We start from the raw sequence: 15,963 nt of genomic DNA, 5'->3' as shown, positions 1-15,963 counted from the left end.
CTTGCGCGCGCGGTAAGTCAGATCCATGCCCAATCGCTATGAAACACTGCAAGACATGATGGCCCATGGCTATGACACGGTCATTGACGTGCGCAGCCCCGCCGAATTTGCCGAAGACCATATTCCGGGGGCCATCAATCTGCCGGTGCTGAGCAATGCCGAGCGGGCCGAGGTTGGCACCATCTATGTGCAGGACAGCCCTTTCAAGGCCCGCAAACTGGGCGCGGCGCTGGTGTTTCGCAATGCCGCCAACACTATCGAGACCAGCCTCAGCCACCATGAGGGCGGCTGGCGCCCCTTGGTCTATTGCTGGCGCGGCGGCCAGCGCTCGGGCAGTTTTTCCTGGATGTTGAGCCAGATTGGCTGGCGGGCAGGTCTGGTTGAGGGCGGCTATCAAAGCTACCGCCGCCTGGTCTATTCCTATCTCTATGATCAAGAACTGCCGTTCCGCCTGATCGCATTGGATGGCTACACCGGCAGCGCCAAAACCGAGCTGTTGCAGCGGGTACGTGGCCTGGGCGGACAGGTGCTTGATCTGGAAGGGCTGGCCAATCACCGGGGCTCGCTCTTGGGAGGCATGGCGCAGCCGCAGCCCAGTCAAAAGGGCTTTGAGAGTGCGCTGGCGCAGGCTCTGTTGCAGATGGACCCCGCCCGCCCTGTTCTGGTGGAGGCCGAGTCAAGCAAGGTTGGAGAGCGGATCATTCCTCCCAGTCTGTGGCGGGCGATGAAGCAGGCGCCCCGGGTCGAGGTGCAGGCGTCGGCAGAGGCGCGCTGCCGCTATCTGACACAGGCCTATGACGATATCCTGTCGGACGGCGATATGCTGCGCGAGAAACTGGGGTATCTGCGTGGGCATCGCGCCAATGCGGTGATCGACCACTGGTTCGATCTGATTGCGGACGGTGACAAAGCGGCGCTGACCCTGGCGCTGATGCAGGATCACTATGATCCGGCCTATCAGAAATCCCGGCGCATCAATGGAGCGGCCTCAATCGCTGATCTGGATCTGGGGCAGATGGCCGAGGTCGATCTGGACCGCGTGGCGCAGCAGATCTGTGATCTGCTGCAGACCCGGTAACTCCGGCGCAGCGGCGACACTGCCTAGCTGAGGCTCAGCCCGGCTGCGCCAGCGGTGAAGCCGCCAATGCGTGCCGCATCGTAGCCTGCGGTGCGGAGCTGATCCAAGAGGCCATCGGCCTCAGCAGGGTTTACGGCAGCCAGGAGCCCGCCAGCGGTTTGCGGATCAAACAACAGATCGGCCTCTGGCCCGCGCGGCAGGTACGGCGCAAGGGCGCGGTTTTCTTCAAACAGGCTGGAACGGATACCGCCTGCGCTCAGTGAGAGCGCCCCCTGCATCAGGGGCAGTTCTGACAGATCGATCGAGCCGGCAAGGTCGGAGGCCTCACAAATACCAAGGAGATGTCCGGCCAGACCAAAGCCGGTGACATCGGTCATTGCATGCGCACCGGATAGAATGCGCGAAGCCTCACCCTGAGGCTGGCACATCTGTTTTAGCGCCGCAGCGACCCAATTGCCACGGGCATCACCGGACATTTCAGCCGCCATAATCACGCCTGACCCAATGGGCTTGGTCAGGATCAGCACATCGCCGGGCTGCGCCCCGGAGAGGGTCACAGGGGGGCTAAGACACAGCCCGGTGACGGTGAACCCAATCGACAGTTCATCCCCGATCGAGGTATGACCGCCAACAATATCAGCCCCAGCCGCCTGAAAGACTGCGCCAGCGGCGGCCATGATTTCGCTCAAGCTACGCTCTTGCAGGGCAGGCGACAGGCGCGGCAGGATCAGATTGGCGGTGGCGACCTGCGGCTGGGCACCCATGGCCCAGATATCGCCCAAGGCATGTACCGCAGCAATGCGGGCCATCATCACCGGGTCCAGAACCGAAGCACGCAAATGATCCGTCGAGATCACCTGCTGAACACCGCCGGTCTGTATCAGTGCCGCGTCATCGCCGGGCAGGGTTGTCACATCCCGGCGCTGTATCGGTGCAAGAGAGGTCAGCGCCGCACGTAAGGCGCCCCGCCCGGCCTTGGCACCACAGCCACCACACATGGGTTTTTCGCCCAGTATCGCGGGCAGATCATGAGTATGTTCGGGCGGTAGCTTCGGCTGTTCCATTTTGGGAAGCTGGCGGAATTGCTCCATGAAATTCTGATCAATCCGGTCCTTCCAGCTCCAAACCAAAGGCCCTGAGAATTGCAGCCCAAAGCGATCCCCAAGGGCCTCCTTGGCCCCCATGGAGATCAGTTTCAGGTAGTCCTTTTGCGGCTTGTAACTGCGCAGGGGATCCTGTGTCAGCCGAGCGCGCAGGTTGTGATAGAGGATCGGTGCTTGGCGTACCGCATAGACCCCTGCCTTGGGACGGGGCGAAAACCCAAGATGGGCGCAGTCGCCCACCGCAAAGACATCCGGGTCAGAGCTTTGCAGGGTCTCACCCACGGTGACAAAGCCCTGATGCATTTCCAGCCCACAGCCCGCGACCCAACCGTGCGGGCGGGCACCGGCGGCCCCGGTGGTGAAATCCGACAAAACAATGCGGCCATCCGCAAGATGAACCGCGTCGGGCGCGACCCGCTTCACTGCGGTGTTTTCTACCACAGAAACCCGCAGTTCGGTGAAGGCGCGGCGCAGGCGTTTGGCGACCTCGGGGCTGGCCTGTCCCAGCACCGGGCCACTGTCGATCAGGGTGGCCTGTCCGAGCCGACCACGTTGAGACAGGGCATGGGCCATGGCCAGCACCAGCTCCGCCCCGGCAACGCCGCCGCCGATGACGGCAATGTTCGCAGCTCCGCTGCCCTGGCGAAACTGTTCCCAGGACTGGGCAAAGGCACCCAATGGCTTGGCCGGGACGCCATGGTCGCCAAAGCCGGGCAGATCCGGCATTTCGGAGGTGATGCCCACATCAATCGAGGCTAGGTCATAGGCGATTGGGGGGCGGCCTTGTACATGCACCAACTTGGCCAGAGGATTCAGCCCATCGGCTGCGCCCAGAATGACCCGCGCCCCGGCAAAGCGCGCCAGCTTTACCAGATCAATATCCAGATCATCGCGCTGGTAATGGCCGGCGACAAAGCCGGGTAACATGCCCGAATAGGGCGCTGTCGGGCCCGGGTTGATAACGGTGAGCCGGGCGCCGGGGAGCGGACGCATTCCCCATTTGAGCAGCAGCAGCGCATGGGCATGGCCGCCGCCAATCAGAACCACATCCTTGGTTGCCGGGAGAGGAGCGCTATGCATGGGGCTGGTGCCTTTTTGTCAGTCAATCAATGGCCTGTTTAGGGCCAGCGGGGGGCTGACGCCTTGAGCCAGAACAAGGGCCAGATCCAAACAGACCGGAGCGAACCACGATCTGCTTCAGGCAAAATCCGTCGCAGCAGCGGCTCAGCTTTGTTGGTCCTCTGCTGCGGGATCTGCCTCAGCCACATCATGGGTCGCCCAGATGCTGTCTTCGCCAGCCTTTGGCAGGCTTTCCTTTGTCTCATGCCGGTGAATATGCACCTTGGCAATAAACAGTGCCGTGACCGGCGCTGTGAGAAACAAAAACAGGGTGATCATCAGCTCGTGCAGCGACAGATGCCCCTCGACCACCACCCCATGCAGCATCGAGGCCAGCAACACGCCGCCAACGCCTAAGGTCGTGGCCTTGGTCGGCGCATGCAGGCGCGACATGGGATCATTGAGCTTGATCAGGCCAAAGGAGCCAACAAAGCCAAAGATGCCAGCCATGACCAGAAAGCCTGCGATCAGATATTCAAAAATCATGCGATCCCCCTCTCATCACTCGATAATGTTACCGCGCAGGATAAAGCGCGCATAGGCCACGGTAGAGACAAAGCCCAGCATGGCGATGATCAGGGAGGCCTCGAAATAGACCTCGCTGCCCAAGGAGATACCATAGAGCACCATCAGCGCCAGGGCATTGATAAACATGGAATCCAGCGCCAGAATCCGGTCGGCGATTTCAGCGGCTGAGATGATCTTCCACAGGTTCATCAGCAAGGCCAGGGCAAAGCAGACAAAGGCAAAGAGCGTGGCATAGGTCATAATCATTCGAAAATCTCCTTCAGGCGGCGCTCGTACCGCTGTTTGATCTCATCACGCACCGCACCCGGGTCTGGGGCATCCAGACAATGTACCAAAAGCGCGTGCCCCTCGGCTGAGACATCCGCCGATACGGTTCCCGGTGTCATGGTAATGGTGCCAGCGAGTACGGTGATGGCTTCAGGTGTCAGCAGATCCAGCGGTACCGCCACCCAGGCAGGCTGGCGCTTGGCGTTGGATTTGAACACCACGATGCGGGCGACAACCAGATTGGCGACTACAATATCGTAGAGCACGATGAGGATATATTCGATGATCTTCAGCGGTTTTTTCAGCCGCATCTGCTGCGGCCAATAGGGCTGGGTCAGAAAGGGGATCAGCAGGCCCAGAAGAAAGCCAAAGACCAGCGAGTTCAGCGTCCATGTGCTGGTGAGCAAAACCCAGGTGAGCGTCAGCAACAGTGTCAGGATCGGATGCGGCAGCAGCCGCCTTAGCAGTCTCATGGGGTGACCTTTCCAAGCACGGCCTTGATATAGATCTCAGGCTCAAAAAGCTGCGCGGCAGTGGCCTCGGCATAATGGCTGGCGGGGCCGGCAAAGATGGTCAGCAGGATCAACCCGCTCAGCAGGGCAAAACAGGCGACAAAGAGCAGGGCGGCGGGGCGCTGGCTTTGCACCTCCTCGTCCTGTTCGTTGGCCTCTTCCTCATAGGGCTCGAGGGTGTCCGCATCGGGGGCGTCAGTGATGCTATGGCTCTTCCAGAACAGCAGGCTGCCAGCCCGGGCCATGCCGAGGATTGTGACCAGCGAGCCAATGAGAATGGTGCCCCAGATCCACCAGACCAGATCATGGCTGCGGGCCGCATCCAGCACCAGCAGTTTGCCCAGAAAGCCCGACAGCGGCGGCATGCCCGCCACGGCGATGGCACCGGTAAAGAACAGAACCGCAATCAACCCGCTTTGTGGCATCAGCCTCTTGGCGACGATCTCGATCCCCTGACGCTCGCAGACCAGATCAACCACCAGAAACAGGAAGGCCGCTGCCAGGGTGGAATGGATGGTGTAATAGAGCGCCGCCGCCACGCCTTCGGGGGTGAAGAGCGCGATTGATGTGAGCAATGTCCCCATCGAGGCGATGGCGCCAAAGGCCACCAGCCGCCCGACGCGGTAGGAGCCCAGCACCCCAATGGCGCCGATCATCAGGGTGATCAGCGCAGCGGGCATCAGCCAGGCTCCGGCCAGCCCTTCGGTGATGGTGACATCCGGGCCAAAGACCAGCGTGTACATGCGCAGGATGGCATAGGCCCCGACCTTGGTCATGATGGCAAAGAGCGCCGCGACCGGTAGCGGCGCATTGGCATAAGACGCGGGCAGCCAGAAATGCAGCGGAATGACAGCCGCCTTGATGGCAAAAACCAGCAAGAGCATCACCGCGCCAACCCGCAACAGGGCGGTGTCCTCGGCGGGGATTTCAGCCACGCGGACCGCCAGATCCGCCATGTTGAGCGTCCCCGTTACCGAGTAGAGCGTGCCCAGTGCAAAGAGGAACAGGGTCGAACCCAGGAGGTTGTAGACCACATATTGCACGCCCGCCTGAAACCGCCGTGTGCCGCCGGAATGGATCATCAAGCCGTAGGAAGCGATCAGCAGAACCTCAAAGAAAACAAAGAGGTTAAAGGCGTCTCCTGTGAGGAAAGCGCCAATGATCCCCATTAGCTGAAACTGAAACAGCGCGTGGAAATTGGCGCCGCGTTTGTCCCAGCCTGATCCAATCACATAGAGATTGATCACCAGCGCCAACACCGAGGTCAGCAGGACCATCAGGGCCGAGAGCCGGTCCAGCACCAGCACGATGCCAAAGGGTGCCGACCAGTTGCCCAGCTGATAGACCTGCACTTCACCGGTGGAGGCCTGTGCTGCCAGCACCAGCGAGATCGCCACCAGCAGCACCGTGCTGGCCAGCGAGAAAATCCGCGTCAGATCCATATGGTGGCGCACCACCATGATGATGAAAGGCGCCACCAGCGCCGGCAGAACCACCGGGGCAATCAGGAAATGGTTCATGCGTCTTCCCCTTCGTCTTCGGGATGATGGGGCATATCAATCTTGTCGTCGCGCGCCGAGAGATAGGCGGCCAGGGCGATCATCACCACCACCGCCGTCATGCCAAAGGAGATTACGATTGCCGTCAGCACCAGCGCCTGCGGCAGCGGGTCGGTATAGGGCACCTCGGCGTATTTGTTCAAAATCGGCGGCGCATTGACCATCAACCGACCCGTAGCAAACAGGAATATGTTCACCCCATAGGTCAGCAGCGACAGACCCAGGATCACCGGAAAGGTGCGCCGCCGCAGAATCAGGTAGATCCCTGCCGCAGTCAGCAGACCTACGGCTGAGGCCACCAGAAATTCGATGTTCAGAAAATCCATGCTCATGCCTCGCCCTTTGCCGCGTCTGCCTCTGCCGCATCATCGCGGGCTGGGTTGATATCCATCGCGTGCTCGGATGAAATGCCCGGCTGCCAGGCAAACCGCGCCAGGCTTTCCAGGGCCAAGAGCACCGCGCCGACCACGGCGAGGAAAACACCGAGATCAAACAGTGCTGCTGTGGCCCATTCGAACTCTTTCAGCGGCGCCCAATGCAGATAGCCAAAGGCGCTGGTCAGGAAGGGAGAGCCACTGAACCAGGAGCCCAGTCCCGTAGCCGCCGCAATCAGCACGCCGGATCCAATAGTGCCATGATAATACATGCGTTGGCGCTCGGAGGCCCAGCTGAAGCCGGAGGCCATGTACTGCATCAACAGAGCGATGGCCGCGATTAACCCGGCAATAAAGCCGCCGCCGGGCAGGTTATGGCCACGGAAGAAGATATAGGCGGCCACCATCAGGGCCAGCGGCATCATTACCCTTGTTGCCACAACCATCATCATTGGATGGGCATCCCCGGCCTGAGGCATATCGGGTTTTCGGTTGAGCAGATAGGCGCGCACCCGCGAGCCCAGAACCGCTTCGGTCAGGGCATAGATTACTAGCGCCGCAATGCCGAGCACGATGATCTCGCCAAAGGTGTCATAGCCACGGAAATCCACCAGGATCACATTGACCACATTGGTGCCGCCGCCGCCTTTGTAGGAATTGGCCAGATGGAACTCGGAAATGCTGGGCAAGGCAAAGTCCCGCAGCATCAGCGCATAGATTAGCGCCGCCGCCCCCAAGCCACCAATGACGGCAATACCGCCATCGCGCAACCGCACCCACATGGGCGCTTCGATGGGGCTGTCCTTGGGCATGAAATTCAGCGCCAAGAGCAACAGGATCATGGTCACCACCTCGACCGAGAGCTGCGTCAGCGCCAGGTCCGGGGCCGAGAGGTAGTTGAAGCCCAGCGAAACAACCAGGCCAACCACGCCGATCAGTACCAGCGACAGTTGCCGCTGGCGATGGCGCGCAACAACAGCCAGGGTGGCGACGATCAGGCAGAACCAGCCAATCAAGATGATCGGGCTTACCGCCTGGGCTGCGCGGGTGGGGGCAGTGATGGTGCCAGTGGCATAGGCGTAATAGCTGATGCCGATAATAAACAGCATCATCACAAAGGCGTAGCGGGTGATGGCACCGTTGTGCAGCCCGTCGGTGATCAGCTGCGACAGCTTGGTCAGCCCACGCAGCAAGGCATCAAAGATCTGCTTGGCCTCGGGCCGTGGTGCTGCGTTCCAGGCCTTCATCAGTGGTGCGTGCAGTTTCACCAGAATCAAGCCGCCAATGACAGCTGCGCCGGACATATAAAGCGCAGGCGTCAGTCCATGCCAAAGCTTCAGCGAATAATAGGGTAGCTCAGCGTCCCCAATCACCGCGCCTGCAGCAACGGCGACCATTGGCCCTGCCAGCTTGGCTGAAAACAGCCCGATCAGCACCACCATTGTGACCAGCAGGGCGGGACCAGCCCACATGCCAAACCCAGGGTCATGGGGCTGCGCCGGGTAATCATCGCGGGTCCGGCCCAGGAACACATGGCCGATGAACCGGAAGGAATAAGCGGCCGAGAAAAGCGCCGCCACCAGCGCCAGACCTGGCACCAGATAGTGGGAGCCGCCCCAGAAGGTATGCACGGTCTCCTCCAGCATCATCTCCTTGGAGAGGAAGCCGTTAAAGGGCGGAATACCCGCCATCGACAGCGCCGCCACAATGGCGATGGTCGCCGTCACCGGCATCAGATGGCGCAGGCCGCCCAGACGATTGATATCGCGGGTATGGGCCTCGTGATCGACAATGCCGGCGGACATAAACAGCGCCGCCTTAAAGGTGGCGTGGTTGATGATGTGGAACACCGCCGTCACCGCGGCGATCTTGGTGCCAAAGCCCAAAAGCATGGTGATCAGGCCGAGGTGCGAGACGGTGGAAAAGGCCAAAAGCGCCTTTAAATCATCCTTGAACAGGGCAATTACTGCCCCCAGCAGCATGGTCACCAGCCCGGTACTGGCGACGATATAGAACCACTCCGGCGTGCCCGCCAGCACCGGCCAGAGCCGCGCCATCAGGAACAGACCTGCCTTCACCATGGTGGCCGAGTGCAGATAGGCCGAAACCGGTGTTGGCGCCGCCATGGCATGGGGCAGCCAGAAGTGAAACGGGAACTGCGCCGATTTGGTGAAACAGCCCAAGAGGATCAGGATCAGCGCAGGCAGATAGAGCGGCGAGGCCTGGATCAGATCCTTGTTTTGCAGGATCACGCTCAGATCATAAGAACCCACGATATGGCCCAGGATCATCATGCCACCAATCATCGCCAAGCCGCCGGATCCGGTCACCGCCAATGCCATGCGCGCGCCCTGGCGCCCCTCGGGCAGGTGCTTCCAATAGCCGATCAGCAGGAAGGAGGACAGCGAGGTCAGCTCCCAGAACACCAGCAAAAGCAGGATGTTGTCAGACAGAACGATGCCGACCATGGCGCCCTGAAACAGCAGCAGATAGGTGTAGAACTGACCCATGGGATCTTCGCGCGACAGGTAGAACCGGGCATAGAGAATGATCAACAGACCAATGCCAAGGATCATCGAGGCAAAGAGAAAGCCCAGGCCATCCAGAAAGAAATTGGCATTGAGGCCAAGGGCAGGCAGCCAATCGACGCCCACTTGGATCACCTCACCGCGGAACACCGCTGGCGCGTGGAGCATCAGGCCAACAAAGGCAAGAAATGTAGTCAGACCTGCGGCAGAGGCCGAGGCATTGCGCCCGGCACGAATAAGCAGAGCGGGAAACACCGCTCCGAGAAAGGGCAGGGCCGCAATCAAAAACAGGGACACGTGCAGTTCTCCTGGCTGGGCTTTAGGCACTAGGCAAAGGCTTAGGCAATTTTTTGCAACTGTTCCAGCCCCGCGACCCCGTAAGTGTCTCAAGAGTGAGGTTTTGTCGCCGCTCAAGCTGGCATCTAGGCCTGCAGAAGGGGTTTTTGTAGCCCGGTCGAGAGATTTTTGAGCCCTTGTGTATCTTTTTGCAGCGCGCGGGAATGACTGCAGGCTTTGGTGGGCCGCGTTCATCGCTGACGAGAAGTTGATTGGGCGGGGGGCTGCCAAAGCTGAAAGCAATGACAAAAGCTGTTAAAAGCGCGCAGGCCTTTTGTGGTACATGAGAGGCAGAACATGCAAACCATCAGAAAACCGCAGGGCGATATGGCACAAAATCAACAAATGCAGGGACCCGTCTCTACGCCAGAAAGAGCCGCCGGGGTGACACGACGGCAGCTGCTGCTGGGGCTGGGCGGCGCTGGCTTGGCGATGGGGCTGGGGGTATATTGGTGGCGCAGCCAGCCTGTGGCCCATGATCATCAACGGCTGACACCTGCTAGAGCCTTTGCTGCGGCGCAGGCCGGAGAGATCACTCTGATTGATATTCGTACCCCTCTGGAGTGGCGCCAGACCGGCCTACCGGTGGGGGCGATTGCAATCGACATGCGGCGCAAAGATTTCTTGCAGGCGCTGAATGCGGCGGTAGCCGGGGATCTTGCAGCGCCCGTTGCCCTGATCTGCGCCCGGGGCGTGCGCTCGGCGCGGATGACACGGGTGCTGGCTGGCGCAGGCCATAGTCTGATTATCGATGTGCCAGAGGGCATGCTGGGATCCGCCAGCGGTCCTGGCTGGTTGGCTGGAAATCTGCCGGTGGCACGATGGCAGGGCTAAGGGCGCGGACGACGGCGCTTTCCCTCGCGGTGCTGGCGGTGGCTGGTTTGGGCTGGGCAGGTCGCGCCGAGGCTGGCTGTGGTGCTGACATCAGCGGGGCCTGCGAGGTGGCGCAAGGCAGCTATCATATTGCGCTGCCGGGTGGGGCAGAGGGAACATCGGGCGCGGGAGAGACCATGCCCGCCGTGGTGTTTTTGCATGGCTATGGCGGTTCTGGCGCCGGATCGTTGAACAATCGCCGCCTGGTCCATGGGTTGACGGCGCGGGGCTATGCGGTGATCGCACCAGATGCCTTGCCCCGGCGCGACGGCCCGCGATCCTGGAACTTTTTCCCCGGCTGGGAAGGGCGTGATGAGGTGGCTTTTTTGCAAGGCGTGGCAGAGGACGCAGCAAGCCGTTTTGATCTGGACCGCAAGGCGATGATCCTGGCGGGGTTTTCTGCCGGGGGCTTTATGGTCAATTATCTGGCCTGCGCTGCCCCGGATGCCTTTGCCGGATATGCGCCCATTGCCGGCGGGTTCTGGCGGCCGCAACCCGCTGGCTGCGCGGGAGAGATCCGGCTGTTTCACAGTCATGGCTGGGCTGACTCAGTGGTGCCGCTTGAGGGGCGCTTTCTGGGCGGGGGAAGGTTTCAGCAGGGCGATATCTTTGCCGGGCTGGAGCTGTGGCGCGACACCAATCACTGCGAAGAATACGCACCGGACAGACGCTGGCAGCAGGGTGATGTCTTGCGGCGGCGCTGGGACTGCGGTCCCGGTGCGGATATCGAGTTTCTTTTGTTCCCGGAAGGCCATCGGGTTCCGGACTGGTGGCCCGGCACTGTGCTGGACTGGTTTGAAACACCCCTGCGGGGTGCGGGCTGACGCAGGCGTTTGGTTTAAGACAAAGAGGGGGAGGCTCCCGCGCCTTTGCCTCTCATCGCGAGATGAGAGGCAAAGCCTTGGGCCGGGCATCCGCCGCCCATGGGGCGGTGGATGCGGTTGCGCTTGATTTTGACCGAAGTGCCCGTTCGCAGAGGTTGCAGGCAGGTCTGTGTTATTCTGCGGGATGCCGACTGGCGCCATCCAGGTACCGTTTCAGCTGCGCGCGGTAGCGCCCGGCGGCCTGGGTTATCGCCGGTTCCGATGTGACCACAGGGGTGGCCATCCAGCCGGTTTTGGAGTTGCCAGCGCGTCGACCTGACAGCGCTGAGAGTGGCACCGCCAGCACCAAAGACAGGGCAATCGGCACCAGCCAGAGTGAGACCAACCCGCCGACAATACCGCCCCAGAGCGCCAGACCGCTGAGGGTTTCAAGCGCGTGGCAGCTGAGCAATGTGCCCAGCCCATAGCGCCCGCCCTCACGGGCCTGGGGGGACCAGCCACGTTGCAGGCCAAAGGTGGTGCGGAACACTGCAATCATCTGCTGCACCATAAGGATCGGCGCATAGAGCACCGCCAGCAGGATCTCGACCACCACGGAAGCGGCAAAACGGGCGGGGCCGCCATAGTCCGACAATCGCCCATTGGTGACTGCCAACGCCAGGACCGCCAGCAGCTTGGGGGCCAGCAACATGGCGTAGATCAGCAAGATTACCAGCACATGGCGCGGTTCCGACATATCGGGCCAAGAGGGACGCGAGGGGTTGGCGGCGCTGAAATAATGGATCACCGAGCTTTCTTCGCCACGGCCAATCAGCGCCCAGATCACCAGAAGGGCAAACCAGATCGGCGCCATCAGATAGCCAATGGCCCCATGCAGCAGGTGAAAGCGCGAGATGGCAAAAAAGCCGCGGGCCCCCAGCAGCTTCAGATGTTGCAGATTGCCCTGACACCAGCGCCGATCGCGCAGGATATGATCAATCAAAGTCGGTGGGGTTTCTTCAAAAGAGCCGCCAAGACGCGGCAGAAACCGCACCCGCCATCCGGCGCGGCGCAGCAGGCCTGCCTCGACAAAATCATGGCTCATGATCAGCTTGTCACGACCCGTCAGTCGCGAGCGCAGCAGCGGCAGCCCGGCACAGGCGGCAAAAGCCTGGGTGCGCATGATGGCATTATGGCCCCAGTAGTTGCCCTCATGCCCGGTCCAGCGCGCCAGGCCCTCGGCCAGGGCCAGGCCATAGACGCCATTGGCAAACTGCTGCATGCGGCCAAAGATGGATTGCGCCCCAATGAGTTGCGGGAAGCTCTGGATCAGACCTGCACTGGGATCCCGCGACAGGGCATCGCTCAGCCGCGCAACGGCCCGCCCGGTCATCAGGCTGTCGGCATCCAGAACCAGCATGGCCTCATATCCAGCTCCCCAGCGGCGCAGCCAGTCGCTGATATTGCCCACCTTTCGATGGGTGTTCTCAGCGCGACGACGATAATAGAGCGCCATGCCCGCAGGCAGGTCAGCGCGCAGGGCCTCAATGCTGAGACGTTCCTGTTCGGCAAGGGCCTCATCGCGGGTATCGGAGAGCACAAACATATCATAGCTATGCTGCCCGCCGCGTTGCTGCAGCTCTTCCAGCATCGATTGCACATTGCCCAGCACATACCAGGGGGTCTCGTTATAGACAGGCACCAGCAGAGCGACCCGCATCGCAGCTGGCTTGCCACCGGGGCGGCTGCGGTCGCGTTTGGACAGCGAAAACAGCCCCAAGAGCACGGTAGAAACTGAAAAGCAGATCCAGAAGAAGTTGAAGGCAATCAGCGCCAGCAAGACCAGCTCCAGCGCCATAAAGCCGCCTTTGGCAAACCAGCCCTGCATCACCCAGGTGAGCGCAGCAGTGGCCAGCATCGCAGGCGAGAAGGCCAGCAACCGCCAGAGGGCCAGATGCTGCGGTGGCTCAAACTCGGGTGCATTTTCATCGCGAAAAGGCGCGGTGAAATCCTGCTCTGGCATCGCCAGTGGCTGCAAGGGTGGCATCAGAGGCTCAGCAGCCAAGGGGGGAGTGGTCAAAACCTGATCCGTCATGCGGTCCACCGATAGAGCCAGACTTCGCTGGCTGCTTGGCCATCCCGGCGCAGCTGCAGGCGCAGTTCCACATGGTTTTCGGCATTGGGGGCAAAGCTGAAGGCCAGCCGCAAGCCCCCGGTGGCAGGGTTGCGTTGCAACACACCCTCGCTGGTCTCCACATGGGGCGAGGAGAGATGCACTTCAAAATCCTCAGGATCGCCTTCCAGCAGGGGATGGGCTTCAAAATCCACGGTCATCAAACGGCCCGGCTCACCAAAGATGCGGGCGCCAGCGGCAGTATCTATCACCCGCGCCAGATCCATCTGCGGGTCCGTGCCCCAGCTGAGCCGATAGGAGAGCGGCAGCTCTGATCCGGCAGGGACGCTGTCACGAGGGCGCCAATAGGCGACGATATTGTCGTAGATCTCTTTATCTGCCGGGATTTCCACCAGGGTCACGGCGCCTTTGCCCCAATCGCCACGCGGCTCAACCCAGAGACTGGGGCGGCGGTGGTAATTGGCCTCAAAGTCTTCGAAATCCTGCAAAGCGCGCGATCGCTGCATCAGGCCAAAACCACGGGGGTTTTCATCCATAAAGGAGGAGATTTGTAGATGGGTGGGGTTGGCCAGGGGACGCCAGAGCACCTCTCCGTTGCCGTTCTTGATCAATAGCCCGTCACTGTCGTGTACATTGGGGCGGAAATCATCAAAGCGATTGCGGTTGGTGCGGTCAAACAGGAACATCGAGGTGAGTGGCGCCAGACCGGCATGGTCCAGATCCTCGCGCGGGAAAAGGCGTGCCTCGACATCCATCACCGTGGTGGCACCGGGGGTGACAGTAAAGCGATAGGCGCCGGTGACGGAGGGCGAATCCATCAGCGCATGCACCACCATGCTGCGTTGCTCGGGGCCGGGGGCCTCCAGCCAGAATTCGATAAAGTCGGGGAATTCCTCCCCCATGGGGTCGCCAGTCTTCAATGCCAGGCCGCGGGCAGACAGGCCATAGGCCTGACCAACCCCAATGGCACGGAAATAGCTGGCACCCTGAAAGACGCAGAACTCGGTCTTTTTGCCGGGCTGGTCCAGCTGGGTACGCAACCGCAAACCGCTATAGCCAAGCGCGCCTGTGGTGCTGAGCGGCGGTGCAATCTCACCACGATCAAACAGCGACATGTCAAAGCCAAAGGGTCGCGTCATGCCTGCCTGCACGGTGTTCACCTGTACCGTATGGCGGAAGTATAGCCCCGGCAAGAACAGATCGACATTGTAGCTGCTGTCACTCTTGGACCAGATCGCATCCTTGGTGCGGAACCGATGGGCCTTGTACTGATCATAAGACAGATCGAGCCAGTCCTGTGGTACTTCTGTACGCGGGACGTAGTCTTCGGCGGCCAAAGCCCGCGCGCGCGCCACCACTTGATCGTGGCTAAAGGGCTCGGGTTTCACGGCATCGGTTGCAAAGGCGGGCAAGCTGCTGAGCATCGTGGAGGAGAGTGCAGCAGTGAGGAAGGCACGGCGGTTCATCGTTTGGCCCTCCAGGGGTGGGATTTGAACCAGCCCGCGCCATAGGCACAACCGATGATCAGGGCAAACCCTACCAGATTGGCCAGGGCGGTGATCGCGATACCGCGCTCTGTCTGGTCCAGAGTAAAGCCGATCAGCCGGGCCAGCGCCATGGAAAACACAAAGACCGCAAGGCTTTGCTGGCCGACCTTGGTGATAATCGTGAGCAGCTTTGCCCAGATGCGGGCGCCCAGCGAATGGCCCGAGGCGATCAGGCGTTTGCCGCCGGTCCCGGCAATCAGCCAAGCTAGATAGGCCAGAGACAGGAAATGGGCATAGCGCAGCAGGCCAAAATCACTCTTTTCGCGCCACTCATCGGTCAGTTTCCAAACCGGGCGGATTGCCTCGGCCAGATCAGGGCTGGCGGCCTTGACCCAGAGATAGACCTTCCAGGAGCCAAAGGGCGCCGAAAGAATCAGAAAGGCAGCAGCCAGGATCGCCAGAGTGACCGAGACTGGTGGCCTGGGCAGCCAGCCCTTCATGAAGGCAAAGCCAGTAAAGAACAGCAATTGCCAACCAAAGGGGTTGAAGAACCACTCCCGTTCGGACCAGGGCTCAGCCGGCAGCGAGGCGCCATCAGGGCCAAGCCCGATCAGATAGGGATTGGCGGCAAGCCAGATCAGCCCGGAGGTGAGCGCCACGGCCCAGACACCTATGCGTTCAACGCCCATCATCAGCGGCATCAGGGCCAGCACCACCAGATACATCGGCAGGATGTCAAAATAGTTCGGCACATAGGTCAGGGTGAACAGCCCCACCAGATTGGGCGCTGGATTGTTGAAGAAATGCTGCAGGTTCAGTGAGTTGATATAGGTCTTGTCAAAGGCACCATAGGTGTCCAGCGCCGCCATGGTCATGGCGACAAAGAAGAACAGCCCGATATGGGCCCAGAATACCTGCCAGCAACGAAATACCACCCGCGCCGAGCCCAGGGCCCAGCCCTGTTTTGCGTAGGATCCGCCAAAGGCAATCGCCGAGGCCATGCCGGAGCAGAAGACAAAGATCTCGGTCGCATCTGAAAAGCCAAAGCGCGCCGGGATCCAGCCGGTCCAGCGATTGCCCGGGATATGCGCCACCAGAATGATGAACATGGCGATGCCCCGGTAGAAATCGAGCCGGGGGTCGCGCACCCGCGGGGCTGCGGCTTTGATGTGGTCCATGTCACCAGGAGAAACCGTCCGGTTGGCCGCTGGCCCCGGATCTTGTTTTTGGGATGGAAAGGGCGAAACTTCCGCCATGGGTGG

13 protein-coding genes are annotated in these 15,963 nt (G+C 61.0%); 3 read left to right on the top strand and 10 right to left on the bottom strand.

The genetic code is table 11. From position 1 onward, the window contains the following. Positions 1-25 precede the first annotated feature (25 nt). Positions 26-1,078, top strand: a complete 1,053-nt coding sequence (mnmH, locus tag ED661_RS15905) for a tRNA 2-selenouridine(34) synthase MnmH (RefSeq protein ID WP_122074930.1) — start codon at positions 26-28, stop codon at positions 1,076-1,078. A 23-nt stretch (positions 1,079-1,101) separates the two neighbouring features. Here the strand turns inward: mnmH and selD are convergent, their stop codons facing one another. The 7 genes from selD to ED661_RS15870 all read right to left on the bottom strand — a co-directional run bounded on the left by selD (position 1,102) and on the right by ED661_RS15870 (position 9,365). Continuing rightward, positions 1,102-3,261, bottom strand: a complete 2,160-nt coding sequence (gene selD, locus ED661_RS15900) for a selenide, water dikinase SelD (protein WP_122074928.1) — start codon at positions 3,259-3,261, stop codon at positions 1,102-1,104. 144 nt (positions 3,262-3,405) lie between these two features. Next, the gene (locus tag ED661_RS15895; RefSeq protein WP_122074926.1) at positions 3,406-3,786 is read right to left on the bottom strand and encodes a Na+/H+ antiporter subunit G; all 381 of its coding nucleotides are present in this window, start codon (positions 3,784-3,786) and stop codon (positions 3,406-3,408) included. Between the two features lie 15 nt (positions 3,787-3,801). After that, entirely contained in the window at positions 3,802-4,074 is a 273-nt protein-coding gene (locus ED661_RS15890; protein WP_162930149.1) for a K+/H+ antiporter subunit F, read from the bottom strand. Continuing rightward, on the bottom strand, positions 4,071-4,568 hold the full coding sequence (locus ED661_RS15885; protein ID WP_122074924.1) for a Na+/H+ antiporter subunit E: 498 nt from the start codon (positions 4,566-4,568) through the stop codon (positions 4,071-4,073). Before ED661_RS15885 ends, ED661_RS15890 begins: the two co-directional genes overlap by 4 nt. After that, on the bottom strand, positions 4,565-6,127 hold the full coding sequence (locus ED661_RS15880; RefSeq protein ID WP_122074922.1) for a monovalent cation/H+ antiporter subunit D: 1,563 nt from the start codon (positions 6,125-6,127) through the stop codon (positions 4,565-4,567). Before ED661_RS15880 ends, ED661_RS15885 begins: the two co-directional genes overlap by 4 nt. Beyond that, positions 6,124-6,477, bottom strand: a complete 354-nt coding sequence (locus ED661_RS15875) for a Na+/H+ antiporter subunit C (protein ID WP_027239900.1) — start codon at positions 6,475-6,477, stop codon at positions 6,124-6,126. Before ED661_RS15875 ends, ED661_RS15880 begins: the two co-directional genes overlap by 4 nt. A 17-nt stretch (positions 6,478-6,494) precedes the next feature. Next, entirely contained in the window at positions 6,495-9,365 is a 2,871-nt protein-coding gene (locus ED661_RS15870; RefSeq protein ID WP_122074920.1) for a monovalent cation/H+ antiporter subunit A, read from the bottom strand. A 366-nt stretch (positions 9,366-9,731) separates the two neighbouring features. Here ED661_RS15870 and ED661_RS15865 point away from each other — a divergent pair, with 366 nt between their 5' ends. Continuing rightward, entirely contained in the window at positions 9,732-10,238 is a 507-nt protein-coding gene (locus ED661_RS15865; protein ID WP_122075464.1) for a rhodanese-like domain-containing protein, read from the top strand. Further along, positions 10,226-11,101: a PHB depolymerase family esterase gene (locus tag ED661_RS15860; RefSeq protein ID WP_122074918.1), complete on the top strand. Its 876-nt coding sequence runs from the start codon at positions 10,226-10,228 to the stop codon at positions 11,099-11,101. Before ED661_RS15865 ends, ED661_RS15860 begins: the two co-directional genes overlap by 13 nt. Positions 11,102-11,273: 172 nt before the next feature. On the opposite strand, the gene mdoH is transcribed toward ED661_RS15860, so the two are convergent. Genes mdoH through ED661_RS15845 form a run of 3 tightly spaced genes read right to left on the bottom strand, consistent with a single transcriptional unit; the run spans position 11,274 to position 15,957 of the window. Continuing rightward, the gene (gene mdoH, locus ED661_RS15855) at positions 11,274-13,127 is read right to left on the bottom strand and encodes a glucans biosynthesis glucosyltransferase MdoH (RefSeq protein WP_122075462.1); all 1,854 of its coding nucleotides are present in this window, start codon (positions 13,125-13,127) and stop codon (positions 11,274-11,276) included. 44 nt (positions 13,128-13,171) lie between these two features. Continuing rightward, the gene (locus ED661_RS15850) at positions 13,172-14,680 is read right to left on the bottom strand and encodes a glucan biosynthesis protein (RefSeq protein ID WP_122074916.1); all 1,509 of its coding nucleotides are present in this window, start codon (positions 14,678-14,680) and stop codon (positions 13,172-13,174) included. After that, the gene (locus ED661_RS15845) at positions 14,677-15,957 is read right to left on the bottom strand and encodes an OpgC family protein (protein ID WP_122074914.1); all 1,281 of its coding nucleotides are present in this window, start codon (positions 15,955-15,957) and stop codon (positions 14,677-14,679) included. Before ED661_RS15845 ends, ED661_RS15850 begins: the two co-directional genes overlap by 4 nt. Positions 15,958-15,963: the final 6 nt, after the last annotated feature.

It is taken from the genome of Pseudophaeobacter sp. EL27, assembly GCF_900313025.1.
Classification (GTDB): Bacteria; Pseudomonadota; Alphaproteobacteria; order Rhodobacterales; family Rhodobacteraceae; genus Pseudophaeobacter.
This window is presented reverse-complemented; position numbering and strand designations above follow the sequence as displayed.